Annotated in this window: 18 protein-coding genes and 3 pseudogenes; 13 read left to right on the top strand and 8 right to left on the bottom strand. The window is 69.1% G+C overall.

The features are described 5' to 3' along the window. The first annotated feature begins 222 nt into the window (after positions 1-222). The 3 genes from ada (at position 223) to gshA (ending at position 4,384) form a co-directional block, all read left to right on the top strand. Positions 223-1,317, top strand: coding sequence for a bifunctional DNA-binding transcriptional regulator/O6-methylguanine-DNA methyltransferase Ada (gene ada, locus HWY45_RS14210; RefSeq protein ID WP_059563626.1), 1,095 nt, complete (start codon positions 223-225; stop codon positions 1,315-1,317). 8 nt (positions 1,318-1,325) lie between these two features. After that, positions 1,326-2,267 carry a DNA-3-methyladenine glycosylase family protein gene (locus HWY45_RS14205; protein WP_414143464.1) on the top strand — a complete coding sequence of 314 codons (942 nt, stop codon included), beginning with the start codon at positions 1,326-1,328 and terminating at the stop codon, positions 2,265-2,267. 503 nt (positions 2,268-2,770) lie between these two features. After that, complete coding sequence (gene gshA, locus HWY45_RS14200) at positions 2,771-4,384, top strand: glutamate--cysteine ligase (protein ID WP_059882039.1); 1,614 nt, start codon at positions 2,771-2,773, stop codon at positions 4,382-4,384. Positions 4,385-4,559: 175 nt separating this feature from the next. On the opposite strand, the gene HWY45_RS14195 is transcribed toward gshA, so the two are convergent. Then, positions 4,560-4,880, bottom strand: a complete 321-nt coding sequence (locus HWY45_RS14195) for a DUF4148 domain-containing protein (RefSeq protein WP_059882075.1) — start codon at positions 4,878-4,880, stop codon at positions 4,560-4,562. A 452-nt stretch (positions 4,881-5,332) separates the two neighbouring features. Between HWY45_RS14195 and HWY45_RS14190 the strand changes: the two genes are divergently transcribed. Next, positions 5,333-6,970 carry an L-lactate permease gene (locus HWY45_RS14190; protein WP_059882037.1) on the top strand — a complete coding sequence of 546 codons (1,638 nt, stop codon included), beginning with the start codon at positions 5,333-5,335 and terminating at the stop codon, positions 6,968-6,970. Between the two features lie 19 nt (positions 6,971-6,989). Here HWY45_RS14190 and HWY45_RS14185 read toward each other — a convergent pair whose 3' ends face one another. Continuing rightward, positions 6,990-7,892 carry a LysR family transcriptional regulator gene (locus tag HWY45_RS14185; RefSeq protein WP_059882035.1) on the bottom strand — a complete coding sequence of 301 codons (903 nt, stop codon included), beginning with the start codon at positions 7,890-7,892 and terminating at the stop codon, positions 6,990-6,992. Between the two features lie 234 nt (positions 7,893-8,126). On the opposite strand from HWY45_RS14185, the gene HWY45_RS14180 reads away from it, so the two are divergent. Then, complete coding sequence (locus HWY45_RS14180; protein WP_059882033.1) at positions 8,127-10,292, top strand: phosphocholine-specific phospholipase C; 2,166 nt, start codon at positions 8,127-8,129, stop codon at positions 10,290-10,292. 172 nt (positions 10,293-10,464) lie between these two features. Further along, positions 10,465-11,196: a phosphonate utilization associated transcriptional regulator gene (locus HWY45_RS14175; protein WP_059882032.1), complete on the top strand. Its 732-nt coding sequence runs from the start codon at positions 10,465-10,467 to the stop codon at positions 11,194-11,196. Between the two features lie 121 nt (positions 11,197-11,317). Here HWY45_RS14175 and HWY45_RS14170 read toward each other — a convergent pair whose 3' ends face one another. Together HWY45_RS14170 and HWY45_RS14165 are read right to left on the bottom strand one after the other, a co-directional pair. Beyond that, positions 11,318-12,706, bottom strand: a complete 1,389-nt coding sequence (locus HWY45_RS14170; RefSeq protein ID WP_059882030.1) for an FAD-dependent oxidoreductase — start codon at positions 12,704-12,706, stop codon at positions 11,318-11,320. Continuing rightward, positions 12,706-12,882, bottom strand: a complete 177-nt coding sequence (locus HWY45_RS14165; RefSeq protein ID WP_155631879.1) for a hypothetical protein — start codon at positions 12,880-12,882, stop codon at positions 12,706-12,708. Before HWY45_RS14165 ends, HWY45_RS14170 begins: the two co-directional genes overlap by 1 nt. Before the next feature lie 158 nt (positions 12,883-13,040). On the opposite strand from HWY45_RS14165, the gene phnA reads away from it, so the two are divergent. After that, positions 13,041-14,279, top strand: a complete 1,239-nt coding sequence (gene phnA / locus HWY45_RS14160) for a phosphonoacetate hydrolase (protein ID WP_059882026.1) — start codon at positions 13,041-13,043, stop codon at positions 14,277-14,279. A gap of 29 nt (positions 14,280-14,308) precedes the next feature. Continuing rightward, positions 14,309-15,763, top strand: coding sequence for a phosphonoacetaldehyde dehydrogenase (gene phnY / locus HWY45_RS14155; protein WP_059882024.1), 1,455 nt, complete (start codon positions 14,309-14,311; stop codon positions 15,761-15,763). A gap of 95 nt (positions 15,764-15,858) precedes the next feature. Here phnY and HWY45_RS14150 read toward each other — a convergent pair whose 3' ends face one another. Further along, positions 15,859-16,137, bottom strand: coding sequence for a hypothetical protein (locus HWY45_RS14150; RefSeq protein ID WP_059810484.1), 279 nt, complete (start codon positions 16,135-16,137; stop codon positions 15,859-15,861). Positions 16,138-16,467: 330 nt separating this feature from the next. On the opposite strand from HWY45_RS14150, the gene HWY45_RS14145 reads away from it, so the two are divergent. From HWY45_RS14145 to HWY45_RS37420, 5 genes and pseudogenes are all read left to right on the top strand, one after another. Continuing rightward, on the top strand, positions 16,468-17,250 hold the full coding sequence (locus HWY45_RS14145) for an amino acid ABC transporter substrate-binding protein (protein ID WP_059563637.1): 783 nt from the start codon (positions 16,468-16,470) through the stop codon (positions 17,248-17,250). 14 nt (positions 17,251-17,264) lie between these two features. After that, positions 17,265-17,945 (top strand): amino acid ABC transporter permease, encoded by a 681-nt coding sequence (locus tag HWY45_RS14140; RefSeq protein WP_026045276.1) that lies wholly within the window; start codon positions 17,265-17,267, stop codon positions 17,943-17,945. Beyond that, the gene (locus tag HWY45_RS14135) at positions 17,942-18,700 is read left to right on the top strand and encodes an amino acid ABC transporter ATP-binding protein (RefSeq protein ID WP_059810482.1); all 759 of its coding nucleotides are present in this window, start codon (positions 17,942-17,944) and stop codon (positions 18,698-18,700) included. Before HWY45_RS14140 ends, HWY45_RS14135 begins: the two co-directional genes overlap by 4 nt. A gap of 20 nt (positions 18,701-18,720) precedes the next feature. Continuing rightward, positions 18,721-18,921, top strand: a pseudogene (locus HWY45_RS37425) (pentapeptide repeat-containing protein); the annotation flags it as partial. Next, a pseudogene (locus HWY45_RS37420) lies at positions 18,836-19,096 on the top strand (hypothetical protein); the annotation flags it as partial. The pseudogenes HWY45_RS37425 and HWY45_RS37420, both read left to right, overlap by 86 nt. Before the next feature lie 122 nt (positions 19,097-19,218). Here HWY45_RS37420 and HWY45_RS37415 read toward each other — a convergent pair. From HWY45_RS37415 to HWY45_RS14120, 3 genes and pseudogenes are all read right to left on the bottom strand, one after another. Beyond that, positions 19,219-19,689 (bottom strand): annotated as a pseudogene (locus HWY45_RS37415) (ABC transporter ATP-binding protein); the annotation flags it as partial. Then, positions 19,686-20,558 carry an ABC transporter permease gene (locus HWY45_RS14125; protein WP_059882073.1) on the bottom strand — a complete coding sequence of 291 codons (873 nt, stop codon included), beginning with the start codon at positions 20,556-20,558 and terminating at the stop codon, positions 19,686-19,688. The pseudogene HWY45_RS37415 and the gene HWY45_RS14125, both read right to left, overlap by 4 nt. 5 nt (positions 20,559-20,563) lie before the next feature. Beyond that, on the bottom strand, positions 20,564-21,547 hold the full coding sequence (locus HWY45_RS14120) for an aliphatic sulfonate ABC transporter substrate-binding protein (protein WP_059882019.1): 984 nt from the start codon (positions 21,545-21,547) through the stop codon (positions 20,564-20,566). Positions 21,548-21,610: the final 63 nt, after the last annotated feature.

Raw genomic sequence — 21,610 nt, 5'->3', positions numbered from 1 at the left:
GGAGACAGTTCCAACTATACACATGCCGATGGTGCGACGCAATATTGTTTGTGTCAAAAAACGTCAGGACGGCGATTTGCCGCAGCCGCACTGCAACATGGCGATGGTTTTTGGAGCGTGTCCCCAATTTTCTGAGGCGAATCACAGAGCAAGATTCAGGGCGCGACGGTGTGCGCGGCTGGCTAGAGTAGGCACCGTCTACACTGAGAGTGCGAGGTTCCGATGAAAACCGCCTATCCGACCGACGACGCCCGCTGGGATGCCGTGACCGCCCGCGATCCGCATGCGGACGGCGCGTTTTTCTATGCGGTGCGCACCACCGGCGTGTTCTGCCGCCCGACCTGCGCGTCGCGGCTGCCGCGGCGCGAACATGTCGCCTTCTTCGACGATCCGGCCGCCGCGCGTGCCGCCGGGTTCCGGCCCTGCAAGCGCTGCCAGCCCGAGGGGCTGCCGCGCGAGCTCGAGATCGTCAATCGCGCGTGCGCGGTGCTCGACGCGCACCCCGAGCGGCTCACGCTCCAGCAGCTGAGCGATGCCGTGCACGTGAGCCCGTTCCATCTGCAGCGGCTGTTCAAGCGCGTGGTGGGCGTGTCGCCGCGCCAGTACCAGGCCGCGCAGCGCGGCGCGGCGTTGCGGCAGGCGCTGCAAAGCGGCCAGCCGGTCACGCAGGCCGCGGTCGACGCCGGATTCAATTCGCCGTCGCGGCTGTATGCGTCGGTGCCGCGCGAGCTGGGGATGGCGCCGTCGGCGTTTCGCCGGCAGGGCGCCGGGCTGCGGATCGACTATGCGACCGCGCCGACGTCGCTCGGCACGGTGCTCGTCGCCGCGACCGCGCAGGGCATCTGCCGGATCGCGTTCGGCGACGATCCCGCGCCGCTCGTCGCCGCGCTGAAGGACGCGTTCGCGCGCGCGGAGCTGGTCGAATCGCCGGCACGGCTCGCGCCGTTCGTCGCGCAGATCGGCGCGTATCTGGACGGCACGCGCCGTGCGTTCGACCTGCCGCTCGACATCGCACCGACCGCGTTCCAGCAGCGCGTGTGGGAAGCGCTGACCCGCATCCCGTACGGCGAGACGCGCAGCTACTCCGAGATCGCCGAAACGCTCGGCTCGCCGCGCGCGGTGCGGGCGGTGGCGTCCGCGTGCGCGTCGAACCCGGTCGCGCTCGCGATTCCGTGCCATCGTGTCGTACAGAAAGGCGGCGCGCTGGCCGGCTATCGCTGGGGCGTGCGCCGCAAGGCGACGCTGCTCGCGGACGAGGCGCGTCATTCACAAGAGGCGGCAGCCGACGCCGCGATGACGGAGGGCAGTGCAGCTTGAGCGTCGTGATCACCAGAACAACCACGAACGGCGGCGATGCGCCGCCGGCCGCGCAGCTCGAGCTGCGCTTCAAGGCGCCCTACGACTGGGCGCGCGTGCTGCGCTTCTTCAGCGGGCGCGCGATTCCGGGTGTCGAGCAGGTCGCGGACGGCATCTACCGCCGGATCGTCGACCTGCACGGCGCGGCCGGCCGGCTCACCGTCGCGCGGCATCCGCGCAAGCATTGTCTCGTCGTGACCGTCGATGGGGCGGCCGCGCGTCACGTCGACGACGCGTTCGCGGCACGCATCGCCGCGATGTTCGACCTGCGCGCCGATCCGGCCGCGATCGGCGGGGAGCTTGCGCGCGACCCGTGGTTCGCGCCGCTCGTCGCGGCCGCGCCGGGGCTGCGCGTGCCGGGCGCGTGGTCGGGCTTCGAGCTCGCGGTGCGCGCGATCGTCGGCCAGCAGGTCAGCGTGAAGGCGGCGACGACGATCGTCGGCCGGCTCGTCGAACGCGCGGGCGAGCGCGTGGTGCACGACGACGACGGCGCGCCCGCGTGGCGTTTCCCGACACCGGACGCGCTCGCCGCGTGCGATCTCGCGCGGATCGGGATGCCCGGCAAGCGGGCCGCGGCGCTCTCGGGCATGGCGCGCGCGGTCGCGGCGGGCGACGTGCCGGTCGATCCCGCGCAGGCCGACTTGGCGGCACTGCGGCAGGCGTGGCTCGACCTGCCCGGCATCGGCCCGTGGACCGTCGAATACATCGCGATGCGTGCGTGGCGCGACCCGGATGCGTGGCCCGCGTCCGACCTGGTGCTGATGCAGTCGATCGCCGCGCGCGATCCGTCGCTCGACCGGCTCGCGAGCCAGAAGCGCCGCACCGACGGCTGGCGTCCGTGGCGCGCGTATGCGGCGCTGCATCTGTGGAACGAGGTGGCCGATCGCGCGGGGGCGGCGCGCGGCGGTTGATCCGGCGACGCGCGTGCCGGCCGCCGATCGCCTGATCGCGGCGCGTGTGTGCAGACCATCGCGCTTCGATACGCAATCGACGTGAACGCGCGCGAAGGTGCAACCTGCGCGCCGGTGCACGCTTGTCTTGGCAGCGGCACGCTGCAAGCCGGCGCACAGCGGCCATCGCATGGCCGCTTGCCGGGGCCGGCGGAGCAGCGCGCACCGGCCGATGTCCGATACCTGCAACCGGGTTGCACCGTCAGCCGGCATGCGACGCATGCCGTCATCGGGCAGATGAATGCGCATCACGCGTGCGGTCTCCGCGCCGCATTCTTGCGGCCGCCGCAACGGCCTGTCCGCCCCCTTCCCGAGCCCGTCCCGACCCGCCCGCCCGCGCCCGGAGCCACCTCAAGCGCGTGTTACGGCGAGATGTTAAAGTGCCCGCTACCAACGAAGCGACCAACAATCCTGCCGGCCGCGCGCGAGCGTTTCGCGCGCGGCCGTCCCGCACTTGCGCATTCATGTCGAACACCATGACCATCCGCCAGACCGATTTGCTGCTGGATCGCCTCGACGTGCTGAGCACCGGCCCGACGCGGCAGCACCTGCCCGACGGCCTGCGCGGCATCGAGAAGGAAAGCCTGCGCGTGACGCGCGACGGGATGATCGCGTTCACGCCGCATCCGCGCGCACTCGGTTCGGCGCTCACGCATCCGTCGCTGACGACCGACTATTCCGAAGCGCTGCTCGAACTGATCACCCCCGCCGAACCCGATGCGGCGCTCACGCTCGAACGCCTCGACGCGCTGCATCGCTACGTGTATGCGTCGCTCGGCGACGAGATGCTGTGGAACGATTCGATGCCGGGCCTGCTGCCGGCCGACGACGAGATTCCGATCGCCGACTACGGCACGTCGAACATCGGCCGCCTGAAGACGGTGTACCGGCGCGGCCTCGCGTATCGCTACGGCCGCACGATGCAGTGCATCGCCGGCATCCACTACAACTACTCGCTGCATGACGAAGTGTGGCGGCGCCTGCACGCGGAGGAAGGCTCGACCGCGACGCTCGTCGACTACCAGTCCGAACGCTATCTCGCGCAGATCCGCAACTTCCGCCGCACGAGCTGGCTGCTGATGTACCTGTTCGGCGCGTCGCCGGCGCTCGATGCGAAATTCCTGCGCGGCAACCCGCATACGCTCGACACGTTCGATGCCGACACGCTGTATCGCCCGTATGCGACGAGCCTGCGGATGAGCGATCTCGGCTACTCGAACACGACCGGCCAGGCCGCGCTGCAGGTCGATTACAACACGCTGTCGGGCTATCTCGACGCGCTGTCGAAGGCGGTCAGCGAGCCGTATCCGCCTTACGAGGCGATCGGCACGCATCGCGACGGCGAGTGGATCCAGATCAACACGAACGTGCTGCAGATCGAGAACGAGTTCTACTCGACGATCCGGCCGAAGCGCGTCACGTATTCGGGCGAGCGCCCGCTGCATGCGCTCGCGTCGCGTGGCGTGCAGTACATCGAGGTGCGCTGCCTCGACATCGACCCGTTCGAGCCGACCGGCATCGCGCTCGACACCGCGCGCTTCATCGACGCGTATCTGCTCGTGTGCGCGCTCGAAGCGAGCCCGCCGCTCGACTGCGCGGCGTACCAGGAAGCGAACGCGAACTTCGGCACCGTGACGATGGAAGGGCGCAAGCCGGGCCTCACGCTGTCGCGCGACGGCAGCCCCGTCACGCTGCATGCATGGGCGGACGAGCTGATGACGAAGATCGAAACCGTCGGCCGCCGCCTCGACGAGATCCGCGGCGGCGACGAGCATGCGCGCGCGATTGCCGCGCAGCGCGAGAAGCTCGCCGATCCTGAACGCACGCCGTCCGCGCGCGTGCTGCGCACGATGCGCGAGCGCAACCAGTCGTTCCTCGCGTTCGCGCGCGCGCAAAGCGACGCGCATGCCGCGCATTTCCGCGCGCGGCCGCTGCCGGACGATGCGGCGCGCGCCGCGGCGGCGCTCTCCGAGCGCTCGCTGGCCGAACAGGCGGAACTGGAAGCGAAGGAAGCCGGTTCGTTCGACGCGTTCGTCGCCGCGTACCGTGCGTACACGCTGAACCGCTTCAGCGTCTGACGATCGCGCACGCGGCCGCACGCATCGGCGTGCGCACCGCTTGCGCGCGATGCCGATGGCGCCCGCCGGCGCGTGCGCGTCGATGCGCGCCGGGCGGCCGGCGCGGGCAGCAACTGCCGCTGCGTTCCGGCGATGCGCCGGATGACAGGCGCAGGCGGCTCATCTCACACCCGTTTCAATGATGCGAGTAGATTGACGGATCGGCGGCCGGCGCTGCGTTGCGCCGGCCCGACTCGGTTGTCGCGCGGCCGTTGCTGCCGTAGCCGGCTTCGTCCGCGTGCGCCTGCGCGACCTGCTGCATGATCGCCTGCATGTTCTGCGGATAGTCGGGGCTGCCGACCATGGCGGGCCGGTAGCCCGCTGCCGAGAGCTCCGCGAGTTCCTGTCGAACCTGGGCCCGCGTCAGCGGCTGGGAGGATGCTTGCGCATGGGCCGCCGCTGTGGCACCCATCATCAGGATGCCGATACAAGCGGTACGAACGATTGCCTTCTTCATCTTGCACTCCGGTCGGTCGCCGCGCACCGAGGCGGCGCGGCGTGAATCGATGCGTGCAGTCTAGGCTTCGCACCCCCGGGGAAACATCCCGCTGCCGGATAGGCACCTTTGTCGGCTGTGCAAGACTGGCGCCGTGCATTGCGGGGCCCGATGTGCGGCCGGCCGTTATCAGGCTTGTTCCTCCTTGTAGAAGCGGCGCGTGACGCCTACGCTTTTTAAGTGACCGATCGGTCGGCCGAGCGAAGTCGTTGCGTTGGCAAGGGCCTGGGCGCAGGCGCCGACCGGCTGCGCTGCTCTGCATGGGGCCCGAGTAAGCGCTGAAGCGCTAGCTCGGGCCGACTTGCGCTGCATGGGATCCGAATAAGCGCTGAAGCGCAAACTCGGGCCGACTTGCTCTGCATGGGACGTGAGTAAGCGCTAAAGCGTTAACTCACGTCGACACAGGAGACACGATGAACCCCACCGCCGCCCTTCCCGCAGGCATCGTCTTCGCGCAGCCCCTGACGCCGGTCGCCCATTCGCTGCTGCTGTCGTTCCTCGTCGCGGTGATCCCGATCGCGGTCGCGCTCGTCGCGCTCGGCGTGCTGCGCCGCCCGGCCTGGCAGGCGTCGCTCGCGGGGCTGATCGCGGGCCTCGCGGTCGCGATCGGCGCGTGGGGCATGCCCGCCGGCCTTGCGCTCGACGCGGTTGCAGCAGGCATGGCGCTCGCCGTGGTGCCGGTGATGTGGATCGTCTTCAACGCGTTGCTGCTCTACAACATCGCGGTGAAATCGGGCCGCTTCGACCAGTTCCGCCAATGGATGCTCGACCACCTGCCCGACGACCGCCGCCTCGTGCTGCTCGTCGTCGCGTTCTCGTTCGGCTGCCTGCTCGAAGGGATCTCGGGCTTCGGCACGCCGGTCGCGATCACCAGCGCGCTGCTGATCGCGCTCGGCTTCCCGGCGATCGAGGCGCTCACGTACACGCTGCTGTTCAACACCGCGCCGGTCGCGTTCGGCGCGCTCGGCGTGCCGATCACCGTGCTCGGCGCGGTCACGTCGCTGCCGCCCGCGACGCTCGGCGCGATGGTCGGCCGGCAGTTGCCGTTCTTCGCGCTGCTGCTGCCGTTCTACGTGGTCGGCGCGTACGGCGGCATGCGCTCGATCGCGCGGCTGTGGCCCGCGCTGCTGGTGTCGGGCGGCAGCTTCGCGATCGCGCAGTTCGTCACGTCGAACTTCCTCGGCTACCAGCTCACCGACGTGCTGTCGTCGCTCACGTCGCTGATCGTGACGATCGGCTTCCTGCGGATGTGGAAGCCGCAACCCGACCCGCAGTTCACGATCGCGCGCACCGCGCCCGCGAACGGCGGCGCGCGCATCGGCTACGGCGGCTGGCTGCCGTGGCTCATCGTGTCGGTGGTCGTGATCGTCTGGGTGCGCGCGAACATCGCGGCGATCGGCGACGTGAAAATTCAGTGGCCCGGATTGCACAACGCCGTGTACGTCACGCTCTATCACAAGCCGTACGCGGCGATCTGGGACTTCCAGCCGCTCGGCACCGGCACCGCGATCCTGCTGTCGGCGATCGTCACCGCCGCGTGGACGCGCACCGGCGCCGGCGATTTCCTCGCCTGCGTCGCGAAGACGTGGCGGCAGACGCGCATCGCGATCGTCACGGTGATGATGATCGTCGGGCTCGGCTATCTGCTGAACTACTCGGGCATCAGCTACACGCTCGGCACCGGCGTCGCATCGACGGGCGCGCTGTTCCCGCTCGTGTCGGCGTCGCTCGGCTGGATCGCGGTGTTCCTGTCCGGCAGCGACACGTCGGGCAATGCGCTGTTCGGCAACCTGCAGGTGGTGGCCGCGCGCCAGCTCGGCCTCGATCCGGTGCTGATGGCCGCGACCAACTCGTCCGGCGGCGTGATGGGCAAGATGATCTCGCCGCAGAACATCGCGACGGGCGTGTCGACGACGGACCTGAAGGGGCAGGAGGGCGTCGTGTTCGCGCGCACCTTCTGGCACAGCGTGATCCTCACGCTGCTGCTCGGCGTGCTCGTGTTCCTGCAGCAGCACGTGCTGACGTGGATGATTCCGGCGCTGCCGAAATGAATGCAATTGCCGCCCGCGTTCAGCGCGCCGTCGCGCGGCGCATGCGCGGCGCGGCGGCTTCGTCGCGGGCCGGCAGGATGCACGCGAGGAACGCGGCGATCGCGGGGCTGTGGCGGCGTGCCTTCAGGTAGTACACGTATTCGTCGATCGTCGTGTCGACGCCGCGCAGCGCGACGATCCGCAGGTCCGGATGCGATTCGGCCTCGCCGCGCGGGAACAGGCTGCCGCCGACGCCATGCAGGATCGCCTCCCGAATCGCTTCGCGGCTGCCGATTTCCGCGACCGACACCGGCGCGACGCCGGCCGCCGCGAGGATCGCCTCGGTGCAGCGGCGCGTGACCGAGCCTTCCTCGCGCAACAGCAGCCGCACGTCGGCGAGCCGCGCCGCGTCGATCGCCTCGAAGCGCGCGAGCGGATGCGCGCGATGCACGACGAGCACCAGCGGGTCGGTGGAGATCACCTGCCGCTCGAGGCCGTCCGTGTCGTTGAGCTGCGACGACACCGCGAGATCGATGCGGAACTCGTGCAGCGCCTGCAGCATTTCCTCGGAATTGCCGATCCGGCACGTGAGCGCGATCGACGGATGCGCGTTCGAGAAGCGCCCGACCGCCTCCATGATGTAGTACGGCCCGGTCGCGCCGAGCCGCAGGTGGCCTTCGAACAGCCCGCCGACGTTGCGCAGCATGATGTCGGCCTGCGCCTCGAGCGCGATCATCTGCTCGACCAGCGGCAGCAGCCCGACGCCGGTCTCGGTGACTTCGAGCCGGCGGCCGCTGCGATGGAACAGCTCGACGCCGTACACCTGCTCGACCTGCCGGATCTGCGCGGCGATGGTCGGCTGGCTCACGCCGAGATGGCGCGCCGCGCGCGTGATGCTGCCCTGCCGGACGGTCGCGTGGAACGCCTTCAGCTGATCGAACACGACATCGCCTTTTCCTTCGTCATGCGCGCGAGCGTAGCGTACGCTTGTGTCGGCTGCGTGAAAGGAACCGCGTGCGCCGCTTCGAAAAAAAGCTGGGGGTGACCGCAAGAAACCTGCGGGAACCGGTCATGTCGGGGACACGCCGGTGCGGGGTAATGACGGTCATGCGCACCGAGCCGCCGGCCACGCCGGCGCCGGTGTCCACATTCCCCACCGACCCACAGGATCTTCTTCATGTCCTCGAACAATCGACGCGATTTCCTGCGCCTCGCCGCCCAGTCGGCGGGGGCGATGGCCGCCTATGCGGGCTTCCCGCCCGCGATCCGCAAGGCGCTCGCGATGCCTGCCGCGTCGCGCACGCGCACGATCCAGGACGTCGAGCACGTCGTGATCTTCATGCAGGAAAACCGCTCGTTTGACCACTACTTCGGCGGGCTGCGCGGCGTGCGCGGCTTCGACGACCCGCGTCCGCACCTGCTGCCGAACGGCGCGCCGGTCTGGCGCCAGCCGCCGGCCGCCGTGCACACGAAGAACTACCATGCGCGCGGCCTCGGCCCGGCGGCGCCGTACGTGCTGCCGTTCTACCTCGACCCGAAGCAGACCACCGAATTCCAGCCGGGCACCAACCACGGCTGGAGCAGCGGCCACCTCGCCTGGAACAACGGCCAGTGGGACCAGTGGGTGAACCAGAAGCAGGACGTGCTGACGATGGGCTACCTGAAGCGCCAGGACCTGACCTATCACTACGCGCTCGCCGACGCGTTCACCATCTGCGACGCGTACTTCTGCTCCGCGCACGCGGACACCGCGCCGAACCGCATCTACCTGTGGACCGGCACGGTCGATTCGCGCAACGTGTACGGCACGCAGCCGAACGGCCCCGGCATCGGCGAGCGCAACAACGTGAACGGCTACACGTGGACGACCTACGCGGAGCGTCTGGAGAACGCGAACGTGAGCTGGAAGGTGTACCAGGGCGGCACCGGCATCCCGGGCGACCCGACCGACAACTACACCGACAACTCGCTGATGTTCTTCAAGCGCTTCCAGGTGCAGGAAGGCGCGAGCGGCCCGCTCGTCGACAAGGGCGCGTCGAACCATACGCTCGCGGAACTGAAGGCCGACGTGCAGGCGAACCGCCTGCCGCAGGTGTCGTGGATCGTCGCGCCGTACAAGTACAGCGAGCATCCGCAGGCGTCGCCCACCGACGGCGCGTTCTACATCAACACGGTGCTCGAAGCGCTCACGTCGAATCCGGACGTGTGGGCGAAGACGGTGTTCATCCTCAACTACGACGAGAACGACGGCCTGTTCGACCACGTCGTGCCGCCGGTGCCGCCCGTCACGAGCGGCGTGAACGGCCAGGGCGTGGTGTCCGCGAACCTGCTGTCGAACCTCGGCGACGAATTCCTCGATTTGAACAAGTACCCGGGCGAGATGAGCCCGCTCGTGCCGGGCGCGGACCCGGGCGGGATCCAGCCGATCGGCCTCGGGCCGCGCGTGCCGCTGATCATCATCTCGCCGTGGACGAAGGGCGGCTGGGTGTGCTCGGAGACGTTCGATCACACGTCGGTGCTGCGCTTCCTCGAGGCGCGCTTCGGCGTGAAGGAGCCGAACATCAGCGCATGGCGCCGTTCGGTGTGCGGCGACCTGACGTCCGCGTTCGACTTCTCCGGCAAGCCGGATACGGCGACGGTGAGCTTCCCGGTGCCGCAGCACCTCGCGACGGCCGGCCAGGCGTACCAGGTTCCCGCGCAGCAGGCGATGCCGGTGCAGGAGCCCGGCACGCGGCCGGCGCGCGCGCTGCCGTACGAGCTGTTCGTGCACAGCCGCGTGAACAGCCACGACGGCAACGTGTGGCTCGACTTCGCGAACACCGGCGACGCGGGCGCGGCGTTCTACGTGTACGATCGCGGCAATCCGTCGAGCCTGCCGCGCCGCTATGCGGTGTCGGCCGGCGACAAGCTCGCCGACTGCTGGAACACGTCGGCCGCGCAGGGCGACTATCACCTCGCGGTGTACGGCCCGAACGGCTACTTCTGCGAATTCCAGGGCAACGCGAAGCGCGCGATGGATGGCCGTCACGCGAACCCCGAAGCGAAGCTCGGCTACGACGTGCGCAACCGCCACGTGTACCTGCGGCTGCGCAACAGCGGCCGCGCGACGTGCCGCGTGGTGGTCGACAACGCGTACAGCCATGCGCACGCGCGCAGCTACACGCTGGCGCCGGGCCAGCACGTCGAGGATCACTGGGAGCTCGGCTCGAGCCACGGCTGGTATGACCTGAACATCGTCGCGACCACGACGGGCGGCGCGAGCGACAAGGTCGTGCGCCGCTTCGCCGGGCACGTCGAGACGGGCCGGCCGAGCCAGAGTGACCCGGGGCCGGTGAAGGGCTGACGGGCGCATGCCGCGATGCCGGGCGGGGCAGCCTGCCGGCATCGCGGCGGCCGGTGGAGCGGCAGTTTGGAGACTGAAAACTGTTGACAATGTGCGGGCTCGGGCGTATACAACGGTCATTCGCCGATCTGGCGCCTTCGTCTTCCACCGCAGCCCTGCTGCCTGCCCGACCATGACTGCCCCGAACGCGCTCAACGCCATCGAACTCCTGCAGAGCCAGTCGCTCGCGATGCTCGTCCAGGACATGCTCGAGCGCGCGATCGTGTCCGGCGAATACGTGCCCGGCGAGAAGCTCAACGAAGTCGACATCGCCACCAGGCTGAACGTGTCGCGCGGCCCCGTGCGCGAGGCGTTCCGCGCGCTCGAGCAGGCCGGCCTGCTGCGCAACGAGAAGAACCGCGGCGTGACGGTGCGCGTCGTGCCGCTGCGCGAGGCCGAGGAAATCTACGAAGTGCGCGCGATGCTCGACGAGTCGGTCGCGCGCGCGCTTGCGAAGCGCATCTCGCCCGATACGCTGAAGGTGCTGAAGGGCATCATCCAGTCGATGAAGGCGGCGGCGAAGGCGCGCGACGTCACGCGCTATACCGAGCTCAACGTGCAGTTCCACGACGCGATGGTGGTCGGCGTCGGCAACACGCACCTGACCGATACGTATCGCCGCCTCGTGCGGCAGCTCGGCCTGCTGCGGCAGGCGGCGATCGAGGCCGAGGAGGATGCGCTGTCGGTGTCGGTGTCCGAGCACGAGAAGATCGTGCAGGCGCTCGGCGGCGGCGACGAGGAGAAGGCGGTCGCGCTCGTGCGCGAGCACGTCGCGCACGGCCTCGCGCGGATGCGCCGCACGCACGGGCAGAGCGTGCCGGCGGCGGGCAGCGCGGCGGCGCGCGCGAAGACGGAGCGGGTGTGAGCGCGTCGCGCACGCAGCCGTAGCGGCGGCGCGCCGGGCGGGAACCGAGGAACTGAAGCAAGGGCGCTGCGGCGCCCTTTTCTCATGGTGCGCGACGCGACGTCGCGCACAATCTGCGGCCTTACGCCTTGTCCGCCTTCCCCGCCGCGCTCGCGAGCTTCGACAGCCACGTATCGACGATCCACGGCTGCCGGTGCGCATCCTCGGCCCGTTCCTTGCGGCGGATCGCGTTGCGCACCACGTGCGAGCCGACGTAGCGGAACGGCTCCGGCGGGAAGTGCCCGAGCGGGCCGCGCGTGAGCGGGCTGCGCGTCCACGCGTTGTCGAGATCGAGCACCAGCGACGACAGGATCTGCCCGCCCATGTAGGTCGGCCCCACGCCGTTGCCCGAATAGCCGAAGCCGTAGAACACGTTCGGCGCGCCGTCGAGGCGGCCGAAGAACGGGAAGCCCGTCACCGAGCGGTCCGACGGGCCGTTCCAGCTCGTGGTGATCGGCACGCCGGCGAGCGACGGGAAGAACGCGTGCAGGCTGCGCGTGAGCTGCGCCTCGTACGGCGAGCGCTGGTCGAATACCGGCGCGATGCGCCCGCGCCACGCGAACGTGTTGCCGCCCTTGCCGAGCATCAGCCGCCCGTCGGGCGTGCTGCGGTAGTAGTACACGAAGATCCGCGAATCGAGCACCGACACGCCGTCGACGAGCCCCGCCCGCGCGAGCAGCGCCGGGCATGGCTCGGTGATGATCATGTCGCTCGACACGACGGCGATGGTGCGCGCGAATTGCGGAAAGCGGCTCGCCATCCACGCGTTGATCGCGAACACGAGCTTGCCGGCGGTGACGCTGCCGGCCGGCGTGCGCACGACGACCCGCGGCCCCGGCGTGAAATCGAGCAGCGGCGTGCGCTCGTGGATGCGGATGCCCATCGCGCGCGCGGCGCGGCGCAGCCCGCGCACGAGCTTGCCGGGATGCACGGTCGCGGCGACCGGCGAGTACACGCCGTCGAGATTGCGCGCGGAGCCCGAGCGGCGCGCGACTTCGGCCGGCGGCAGCGCCTCGTAGCTGTGGATCCCGCACGCGGCGAGCGCGTCGAGCACCGGCGCGAGCGTGCCGACCTGCGCGGGCGACGTCGCGGTGTACAGCGTGCCGTCGAGCCGCAGCTCCGCGTCGATCCCGTGCGTGCGGCAAAACTCGGCGATGTGCTGCACGGCCGCCTCGGACGCCTTCACGAGCCGGATCGCCTCGGCCTCGCCGAACAGGCGCCGCAGCGTCAGGAATTTCGCGGACCACGTGAGCAGGCATCCGCCGTTGCGGCCGCTCGCGCCGGCGCCGCACAGGTCGCTTTCGAGTATCGCGATGTCGAGCGCGGGGTTCTGCTGCTTGGCCTGGATCGCGGTCCAGAGCCCGGTGAAGCCGCCGCCGACGATGCAGACGTCGGCCTGCGCCGCGCCTTGCAGGGCCGGCGCGAGTTCGCCGTCGCCGATCAGCGCTTGTTCGATCCAGAAGGGACGCATCAGGTGTTTCGCTTGAAGGAAATGGCTGGAAAGGCGGCCTGCGTGCGGCCGCCTGGATACGGAAAATAGCCGCGCTTTTTGACCTCCGGATAAAACGTCCTGATCTCGAACGCGTCCTTGTCGGGCTTCATCGCCTCGTGTTCGAGCGCGGTGTAGACGGGCGGCGACGTCTTCACGCGCACGACGACCAGCCCTCTCTCTGCGACGACACTTTGCTTTCTGTTCTTTGCATGTTGTTGACAATCTACAAATCATCAATTTTAATGTCAAGCATGGAAATCGCCCCAGGGCGCGGGCGCCAGCGGCTCAACCCCTCCGAACTGAAAGGACTGTCATGACCGAAACGCCTGATTCCGTGGAAGTGAACGGCCGCCGCTACAACTGGATGAGCCGGCCGCTCGTGGTGGTGTGCGTCGACGGCTGCGCCTACGAATACCTGGAGATGGCCGCCGAGGCCGGCGTCGCGCCGTTCCTGCGCACGCTGCTGAAGCCCGGCACCGCGCTCAAGGGCGAGTGCGTGGTGCCGAGCTTCACGAACCCGAACAACCTGTCGATCGTGACGGGCGTGCCGCCTTCGGTACACGGCATCAGCGGCAACTATTTCTACGATCGGGAAAGCGGCGCGGAAGTGCTGATGAACGACCCGAAGTACCTCGTCGCGCCCACCGTGCTCGCGGCGTTCGCCGAACAGGGCGCGCGCGTCGCGGTGGTCACCGCGAAGGACAAGCTGCGCCGCCTGCTCGGCAAGGGGCTGAAGGGCATCTGCTTCTCGTCGGAGAAGGCCGACGAGGCGAGCATCGACGAGAACGGCATCGACAACGTGCCGGCGCTGGTCGGCAAGCCGGTGCCGAGCGTGTACAGCGCGGAGCTGTCGGAGTTCGTGTTCGCCGCGGGCGTGCGCCTGCTCGAGACGCGCCCGATCGACCTGATGTACCTGTCGACCACCGACTACGTGCAGCACAAGTGCGCGCCCGGCACGCCCGGCGCGAACGCGTTCTGCCAGATGATGGACACGTACCTGCAGCGGCTCGACGCGCTCGGCGCGATCGTCGCGATCACGGCCGATCACGGGATGAACGCGAAGCACGACGACGTGACCGGCGAGCCGAACGTGATCTACCTGCAGGAGCTGTTCGACGACTGGCTCGGCCACGACGCCGCGCGCGTGATCCTGCCGATTACCGATCCGTACGTCGTGCACCACGGCGCGCTCGGCTCGTTCGCGACCGTCTACGTGCCCGGCTCGGCCGGTCTCGATGCGCTGCGTGCCAGGCTGGCCGCTGTCGACGGGATCGAAGTCGTGCTGACGGGCGCCGAAGGCTGCGCGCGCTTCGAGCTGCCGCCGGCGCGCATGGGCGACCTGATCGTGATCTCGAAACAGCACGTCGTGCTCGGCACGCGGCGCATCAAGCACGACCTGTCGGGCCTCGACGTGCCGCTGCGCTCGCACGGCGGGATCTCCGAGCAGATCGTGCCGCTGATCTTCAGCAAGCCGGTCGATGCCGACGTCGCGGGCCGCGTGCGGCTGCGCAACTTCGACATCATCGACATCGCGCTCAACCATCTTCAGTGACGCATCCGAAACCGCAAAGGGACTCAGCCATGAACGCCATTGCAGCACCGACGGCCGCACGCGAGATCCGCCACGAGGCGTTGCGGATCGACGGCGAGCAGGTCCGTCGCGATGAAGTGATCGACGTGCGCAATCCGTACGACGGCGCGCGGGTCGGCACCGTGCCGAAGGCGACCCTCGACGACGTGCGGCGCGCGTTCGCGGTGGCGCGCGCGTACCGGCCGTCGCTGACGCGCCACGACCGCGCGGCGATCCTGCGGCGCGCGGCCGACCTCGTGCGTGCGCGCACCGCGCAGATCGCGGCGCTGATCACGGCCGAAGCCGGCCTCTGCATCAAGGATTCGACGTACGAAGCGGGCCGCGTCGCCGACGTGCTGACGTTCGGCGCGGGCGAAGTGCTGAAGGACGACGGGCAGATCTTCTCGTGCGACCTGACGCCGCACGGCACGAAGCGCCGCGTGTACACGCAGCGCGAGCCGCTGCTCGGCGTGATCTCGGCGATCACGCCGTTCAACCACCCGATGAACCAGGTCGCGCACAAGGTCGTGCCGTCGGTCGCGACCAACAACCGGATCGTCGTGAAGCCGTCGGAGAAGGTGCCGCTCTCGTGCTACCTGTTCGCGGACATCCTGTACGAGGCGGGCCTGCTGCCGCAGATGCTGCAGGTGATCACCGGCGACCCGAGGCACATCGCCGACGAGCTGATCACGCACCCCGCGATCGACCTGATCACGTTCACCGGCGGCGTGTCGATCGGCAAGTCGATCGCCGCGCGGATGGGCTACCGGCGCGCGGTGCTCGAACTGGGCGGCAACGATCCGATCATCGTGATGGAGGATGCGGACCTCGACGAGGCGAGCACGCTCGCGGTGTCGGGCTCGTACAAGAATTCGGGGCAGCGCTGCACCGCGATCAAGCGGATGCTCGTGCACGAAGCGGTGGCCGATCGCTTCACCGAGCTCGTGGTGGAGAAAACGCGCGCGTGGTCGTACGGCGATCCGGCCGACCCGTCGGTCGACATGGGCACGGTGATCGACGAGGCGGCCGCACGGTTCTGCGAACAGCAGGTGAACGACGCGATCGCGCGCGGCGCGCGCCTGCTGGCCGGCAACGTGCGCGACGGCGCGCTGTATGCGCCGACCGTCGTCGATCGGGTGACGCCCGACATGCCGCTCGTGAAGCACGAGACGTTCGGGCCCGTGTCGCCGATCATGCGCTTTCGCGACATCGACGAGGCGATCCGGATGTCGAACAGCACCGATTACGCGCTGTCGTCGTCGATCTGCACGAACCGCTTCGACTACATCACGCGCTTCATCACCGAGCTGGAAGTGGGCAGCGTGAACGTGCGCGAGGTGCCCGGCTACCGGCTCGAGCTGACGCCGTTCGGCGGCGTGAAGGATTCGGGGCTCGGCTACAAGGAAGGCGTGCAGGAAGCGATGAAGAGCTTCACCAATACGAAGACGTATTCGTTGCCGTGGTGAGCGGCGCGTGATGCGCACGCGCCGGCTCGGGAGCCGGCGCGCGCATTGAACGGATTCCCCGGCGGGACGCGTCCGCGGCGGTCGTCAGGCGGCGCTCAATCGTCGTCGTGATGGTGGTGATGACGCCAGCCGCGATGCCAGCCGTTGTCGTGGCGGTAGTAGCGGTAACGGTAATCGCCGTAGTACGGGCCGTAATACACGGGTGCCGGCTCATAAATGACGGGCGGAGGCGGCGCGTAGTACACAGGCGGCGGCGCCTCGATCACGGGCCCCGGCGCGCCGAAATACACGCCGATGTCGGTACGCGCGAACGTGCTTGCCGGCAGGCAGGCGGCCGCGATGCCGAGCGTGCAGGACACCAGGATGTGTTTCATTTGCCGTCCACTCCGTTCGCGGGCAGCGGGGCCCGCGAGCAATCGGTTCACGATGTATTCATGGTACGTAGCGCGCGCCGCACGGGTGATACCGCAGTGTCGCTTCTGTAACCGCCGGTAACGAATCGTCGGACGATAGCCGCGCCGCATTGCGACGGGTTTCATCTGCGGAATGCGCGAGAGGCCGGCCGGCGCGTTATTCGACGCGCTCATATCGTTAGCGGATTTGCGTTTTTGCCGGGCATCGGCGCGTCGGTAGAATTCGCGGACCTCTCGCGCGGCCGCTCGGGCCGGCGGGTTTAATCCCTTCCATCGTTCGGGGTCCGCACCATGAAAATCATCCGCTCCATTCTGCTCGTCGCGCTGCTGCAGGCCGTCGCGGCCACGAGCGCATTCGCCGCCGACGATCTCGCGCAGATCAAGTCGTCCGGCGTGTTCCGGGTCGGCACCGAAGGCACCTACGCGCCGTTCACGTATCACGACGAGACGGGCAAGCTGACGGGCTTCGACGTCGACATCGCGGCCGCGATCGCGCAGCGCCTCGGCGTGAAGCCGCAGTTCGTCGAAGGCAAGTGGGACGGGCTGATCGCGGGCCTCGACGTGAACCGCTACGACGCGGTCGTCAACGAAGTGTCGATCACCGACGCGCGCAAGCAGAAATACGATTTTTCGACGCCGTACATCACGTCGCGCGCCGTGCTGATCGTGCGCGCCGACAACGCGACGATCCGCTCGTTCGACGACCTGAAGGGGCGCAAATCGGCGAACACGCTGACCAGCAACTTCGGCAAGCTTGCGGCCGCGCATGGCGCGGACGTCGTGCCCGTGCAGGGCTTCAACGAATCGATCGACCTGCTGACGTCGGGCCGCGTCGACGCGACGATCAACGATTCGCTGTCGTACCTCGACTTCCGCAAGCACAAGCCCGACGCGAAGCTGAAGATCGCGGCGACCGACACGTCCGGCGCGGGCGACCAGTCGGGCGTGCTGATCCGCAAGGGCAGCCCCGAGCTGCGCGCGGCGATCGACAAGGCGCTCGCCGACATCCGTGCGGACGGCACCTACGCGAAGATCTCGCAGAAGTACTTCGGCCGCGACGTGTCGCAGCAGTGACGCGAGGCTGAACGATGCCGGCATGGCTTCACCTGATGACGCAGTCGCTGTGGCCGCTGCTGTACGCGGGGCTCGTGTTCACGGTGCCGCTGACGCTGGCGTCGTTCGCGATCGGGCTGCTGCTCGCGTTCGCCGCCGCGCTCGCGCGCCTGTTCGGGCCGCGCTGGGCGCAGGCGGCCGTGCGTTTCTACATCTGGCTGTTTCGCGGCTCGCCGCTGCTCGTGCAGCTGTTCGTGATCTTCTACGGGCTGCCGAACGTCGGGATCGTGCTCGAGCCGCTGACGGCGGCCGTGATCGGCTTCTCGCTGAACGTCGGCGCGTATAACGCCGAGGTGATCCGCGGCGTGATCGAATCGATTCCGAAAGGGCAGTGGGAGGCCGCGTACTCGATGGCGATGACGCGCGCGCAGGCGCTGCGCCGCGCGATCCTGCCGCAGGCGGCGCGCGTCGCGCTGCCCGCGCTGTCGAACTCGTTCATCTCGCTCGTGAAGGACACGTCGCTCGCGGCCGTGCTGACCGTGCCCGAGATCTTCCAGGCCGCGCAGCGCATCGCGGCGGTCACGTACGAGCCGCTGATTCTCTATACCGAGGCCGCATTGATCTATCTGCTGTTCAGCTCGGTGCTGTCCACCGCGCAGCGCCGGCTCGAAGCGCATTTCGGCCGGCATGCGCTGTTCCAGGCGGAGCTGCGATGATCCGGCTCGAACGCATCGGCAAGTCGTTCGGCGCGCATCGCGTGCTCGCCGACGTCGATCTCGCGCTGCAGCCCGGCAGCGTCACCGCGCTGATCGGCCCGTCCGGCAGCGGCAAGAGCACGCTGCTGCGCTGCGTGAACCTGCTCGAGGTGCCCGAATCGGGCGCGCTCGCGGTCGGCGACGCGCGCGTCGTATTCTCGGCGGGCCGCAAGCCGTCGCGCGACGACGTGTTCGCGGTGCGCCGGCAGACGGGGATGGTGTTCCAGAACTTCCAGCTGTTTCCGCACCTGAGCGTCGTGCAGAACGTGATGGAAGGGCTCGTGACCGTGCAGAAGTGGCCGCGCGAACGCGCGCGTGAGCGGGCGCTCGCGCTGCTCGCGAAGGTCGGCATCGCGGACAAGGCCGATGCGTGGCCGTCGACGCTGTCGGGCGGCCAGCAGCAGCGCGTCGCGATCGCGCGCGCGCTCGCGCCGTCGCCGCAGGTGCTGTTGTGCGACGAGCCGACGTCGGCGCTCGATCCCGAGCTGTCGGTCGAGGTGGTCGAGGTGCTGCGGCAGCTCGCGCTCGAAGGCACGACGATGCTGATGGCGACACACGATCTCAGGCTCGCCGCGTCGATCGCCAACGATGCGGTGTTTCTCGCCGACGGACGGGTGGTGGAGGCGGGGGCGTCGCGCGAGCTGTTTGCGCGGCCGCGCGATCCGCGTACCGCGCGCTTCGTGTCGACGTTGGCGCAGGGTGTGCCTGTGTTCTGAGCGATGCGGCTCGGCTTGGCTTGGCTCGGCTTGGCTTGGCTCGGCTTGGCTTGGCTCAGCTCGGCTCAGCTCAGCTCAGCTCAGCTCAGCTCAGCTCAGCTCAGCTCAGCTCAGCTCAGCTCAGCTCAGCTCAGCTCAGCTCAGCTCAGCTCAGCTCGGCTCGACTCGACTCAGCTCGACTCAGCTCGACTCAGCTCGACTCAGCTCGGCTCAGCTCAGTTCAGCTCAGCTCAGTCGGCCGCCAACGCCTGCCGGTCGAGGTTGGCCAGCAATTCCGCACGAAGTTGCGCAAGCAGCGGATCGTGCCGCTCGCGCGGGCGCGGCCGGTCGACGCGGATTTCGCGGTCGATGCGTCCCGGATCGGCGGCGAGCAGCAGCACGCGATCGCTGAGATAAAGCGCTTCGTCCAGATCGTGCGTGACGACGAGCGCGCTCGTGCCGTGCGTCGCGACGAGCGCCAGCAGCAGCGCCTGCAGCCGCATGCGCGTCATCGCGTCGACCGCGCTGAACGGCTCGTCGAGCAACAGCAGCGCCGGCTGCGAGAACAGGCCGCGCGCGAGCGCCGCGCGTTGCGCCATGCCGCCCGACAAGGCCGACGGCAGCGCATGCGCGAATGCCGCAAGGCCGACCTCGTCGAGCAGCGGCGCAACACGCGGATCGCGCCCGCCGTGGCGGCCGGCCGCGAAGCCGACGTTGTCGGCCACGCTGAGCCACGGCAGCAGCCGAGGCTCCTGGAAGATCACGCCGATGTGCGGCGACGGTTCGTGCTGCGCGACGCCGTCGAGCCGGACTTCTCCGCGATACGTGCGGTCGAGCCCCGCGACGATGCGCAGCAACGTGCTCTTGCCGCAACCGCTCGGCCCGACGAGGCTCACGATCTCGCCGCGTCCGATCTGCAGCGCAACGCGGGCGAGCACCGTGCGCGCCGCGTATTGCTTGTGCTCGACGCGCACGTCGAGCAGCGGTGCTGGATGAGGCGCGTGGTTCATGCGCCGTCTCCCGCGTGCGTTGCCGAATGTGTCGTACCGAGCGTGTCGCGCCAGGCGAGCAGCCGGTGTTCGAGCCATCGCATCGCGCCGTCGGTCAGCTTGCCGAACACCGCGAGCAGCAGGATCGCGCCGAACACGAGATCGGGGCGGCCGGTTTCGCGGCCGTCGGTCAGCATGAAGCCGAGGCCGCGCGTCGCGGCGATCAGCTCGGCTGCGACCATGAACATCCACGCGAGATTGAGGCCCGTGCGCAGCCCGGTGAATATCTGCGGCAGCGCGGCGGGCAGCAGGATCCGCGCGAACAGCGCGGGCGCGCGCAGCCGATAGACGGCGCCGAGTTCGACGAGCTTGCGGTCCACGCCGCGGATGCCCGCGACGACCGCGAGATGCACGGGAAAGAATGCGCCGATCGCGACCAGCGTGATTTTCGGCGCTTCGTCGATGCCCATCCACAGCAGCAGCAGCGGCACCCATGCAAGCGACGGGATCGCGCGCAGCGCCTGGAACGACGGTTCGAGCAACGCGTCGATGCGCCGGCTCAGGCCCATCGCCGCGCCCACCAGCAGCGCGAGCGCCGCGCCGATGCCGAAGCCCGCGAACACGCGCAGCGTGCTCGCGCCGATGTGGCGCGCGAGCCGGGCCGCGCCCATCTGCACGAGCGTGTCGAGTATGTCGGTCGGCGCGGGCAGCAGATGGCGTGGCACGATCTGCGCGCGCACCAGCGCCTCGACGAGCACGAGCAGCGCGACCGGCAGCAGCACGCCCGCGATGTGCCAGCGCCGCAGCGGCTTCGGTGCGGCGGCGCGCGCATGCGGCGCGGCGCGTGGCGCGCGTGCGTCGAGCGTCAGCGTGTCGTCGGTCGCCACGATGCGGGTCACGGCTTGTTCGCGGCCGTCGCGGCGGGTTGTGCGAATTGCGGATCGATCAGCGTATCCACGATCTTCGGCAGGTCGGTGTTCGGCTTCACGAGCTGCTCGCTGACGAGGATCGGCGCGGCGGCCTTCAGCGCGGCGCTTTGCTGCGCGCCCGGCACGGGCTGGGTGAAATCGGTGCGCTGAAGTTGCAGCTTCGCGACCGGCAGCGACACCTTCGATTCCTCGGCGACGATCTTCGCGGTGTCGTCCGGATGCGCGACGATCCACACGCGCGCCTTCTCGTAGACCTTCAGCACGCGTGCGACCGCTTGCGGATACTGCGCGATGAACGCTTCGCGCGCATTCAGGAAGCCGTAGGTGTTGAACGCGACGTTGCGATAGACGAGCCGCGCGCCGTCCTCGATCTGCGCGGCGGCCATGTGCGGGTCGAGGCCGGCCCACGCGTCGACCTGGCCGTTCGCCAGCGCGGTGCGGCCGTCCGGGTGCTGAAGGTTCACGAGTTCGACGTCGTCGCGCGTGAGGCCGGCCGTATGCAGCGCGCGCAGCGTGAAGAGGAACGGATCGGTGCCGCGCGTTGCCGCGATCTTCTTGCCCTTCAGATCGGCGAGCGTCTTGATCGGCGAATCCTTGCGCACGACGAGCGCGGTCCATTCGGGGCGCGAGAACACGTAGACGGCGCGGATCGGGTTGCCGTTCGCGCGCGCGAGCACGGCCGCGAGGCCCGCCGTCGAACCGAAATCGACCGCGCCGCTGTTCAGGTATTCGAGCGCGCGGTTGCTGCCGAGGCTCAATACCCACTTGATCGGCGTGCGATCGGCGCGGAATTCGTCTTCGAGCCAGCCGAAGCGCTTGATCACGAGGCTTTCCGGCGAGTAGTACGCGTAGTCGACGCGGATCTCGGGCGGCGTGGCTGCGTGGGCGGTCGCAAGCACGGCGGCGAACAGCGCGACGCCGCGCAGCGCGCGATTCCAGGACGGCTTCATCGAAGGTCTCCCGGCGAGGGGGCGAATGGGGATGGACCGTCAAATGTAATGAACGGACGCCGG

The organism is Burkholderia stagnalis, from assembly GCF_902830275.1.
GTDB lineage: Bacteria > Pseudomonadota > Gammaproteobacteria > Burkholderiales > Burkholderiaceae > Burkholderia > Burkholderia stagnalis.
This window is presented reverse-complemented; position numbering and strand designations above follow the sequence as displayed.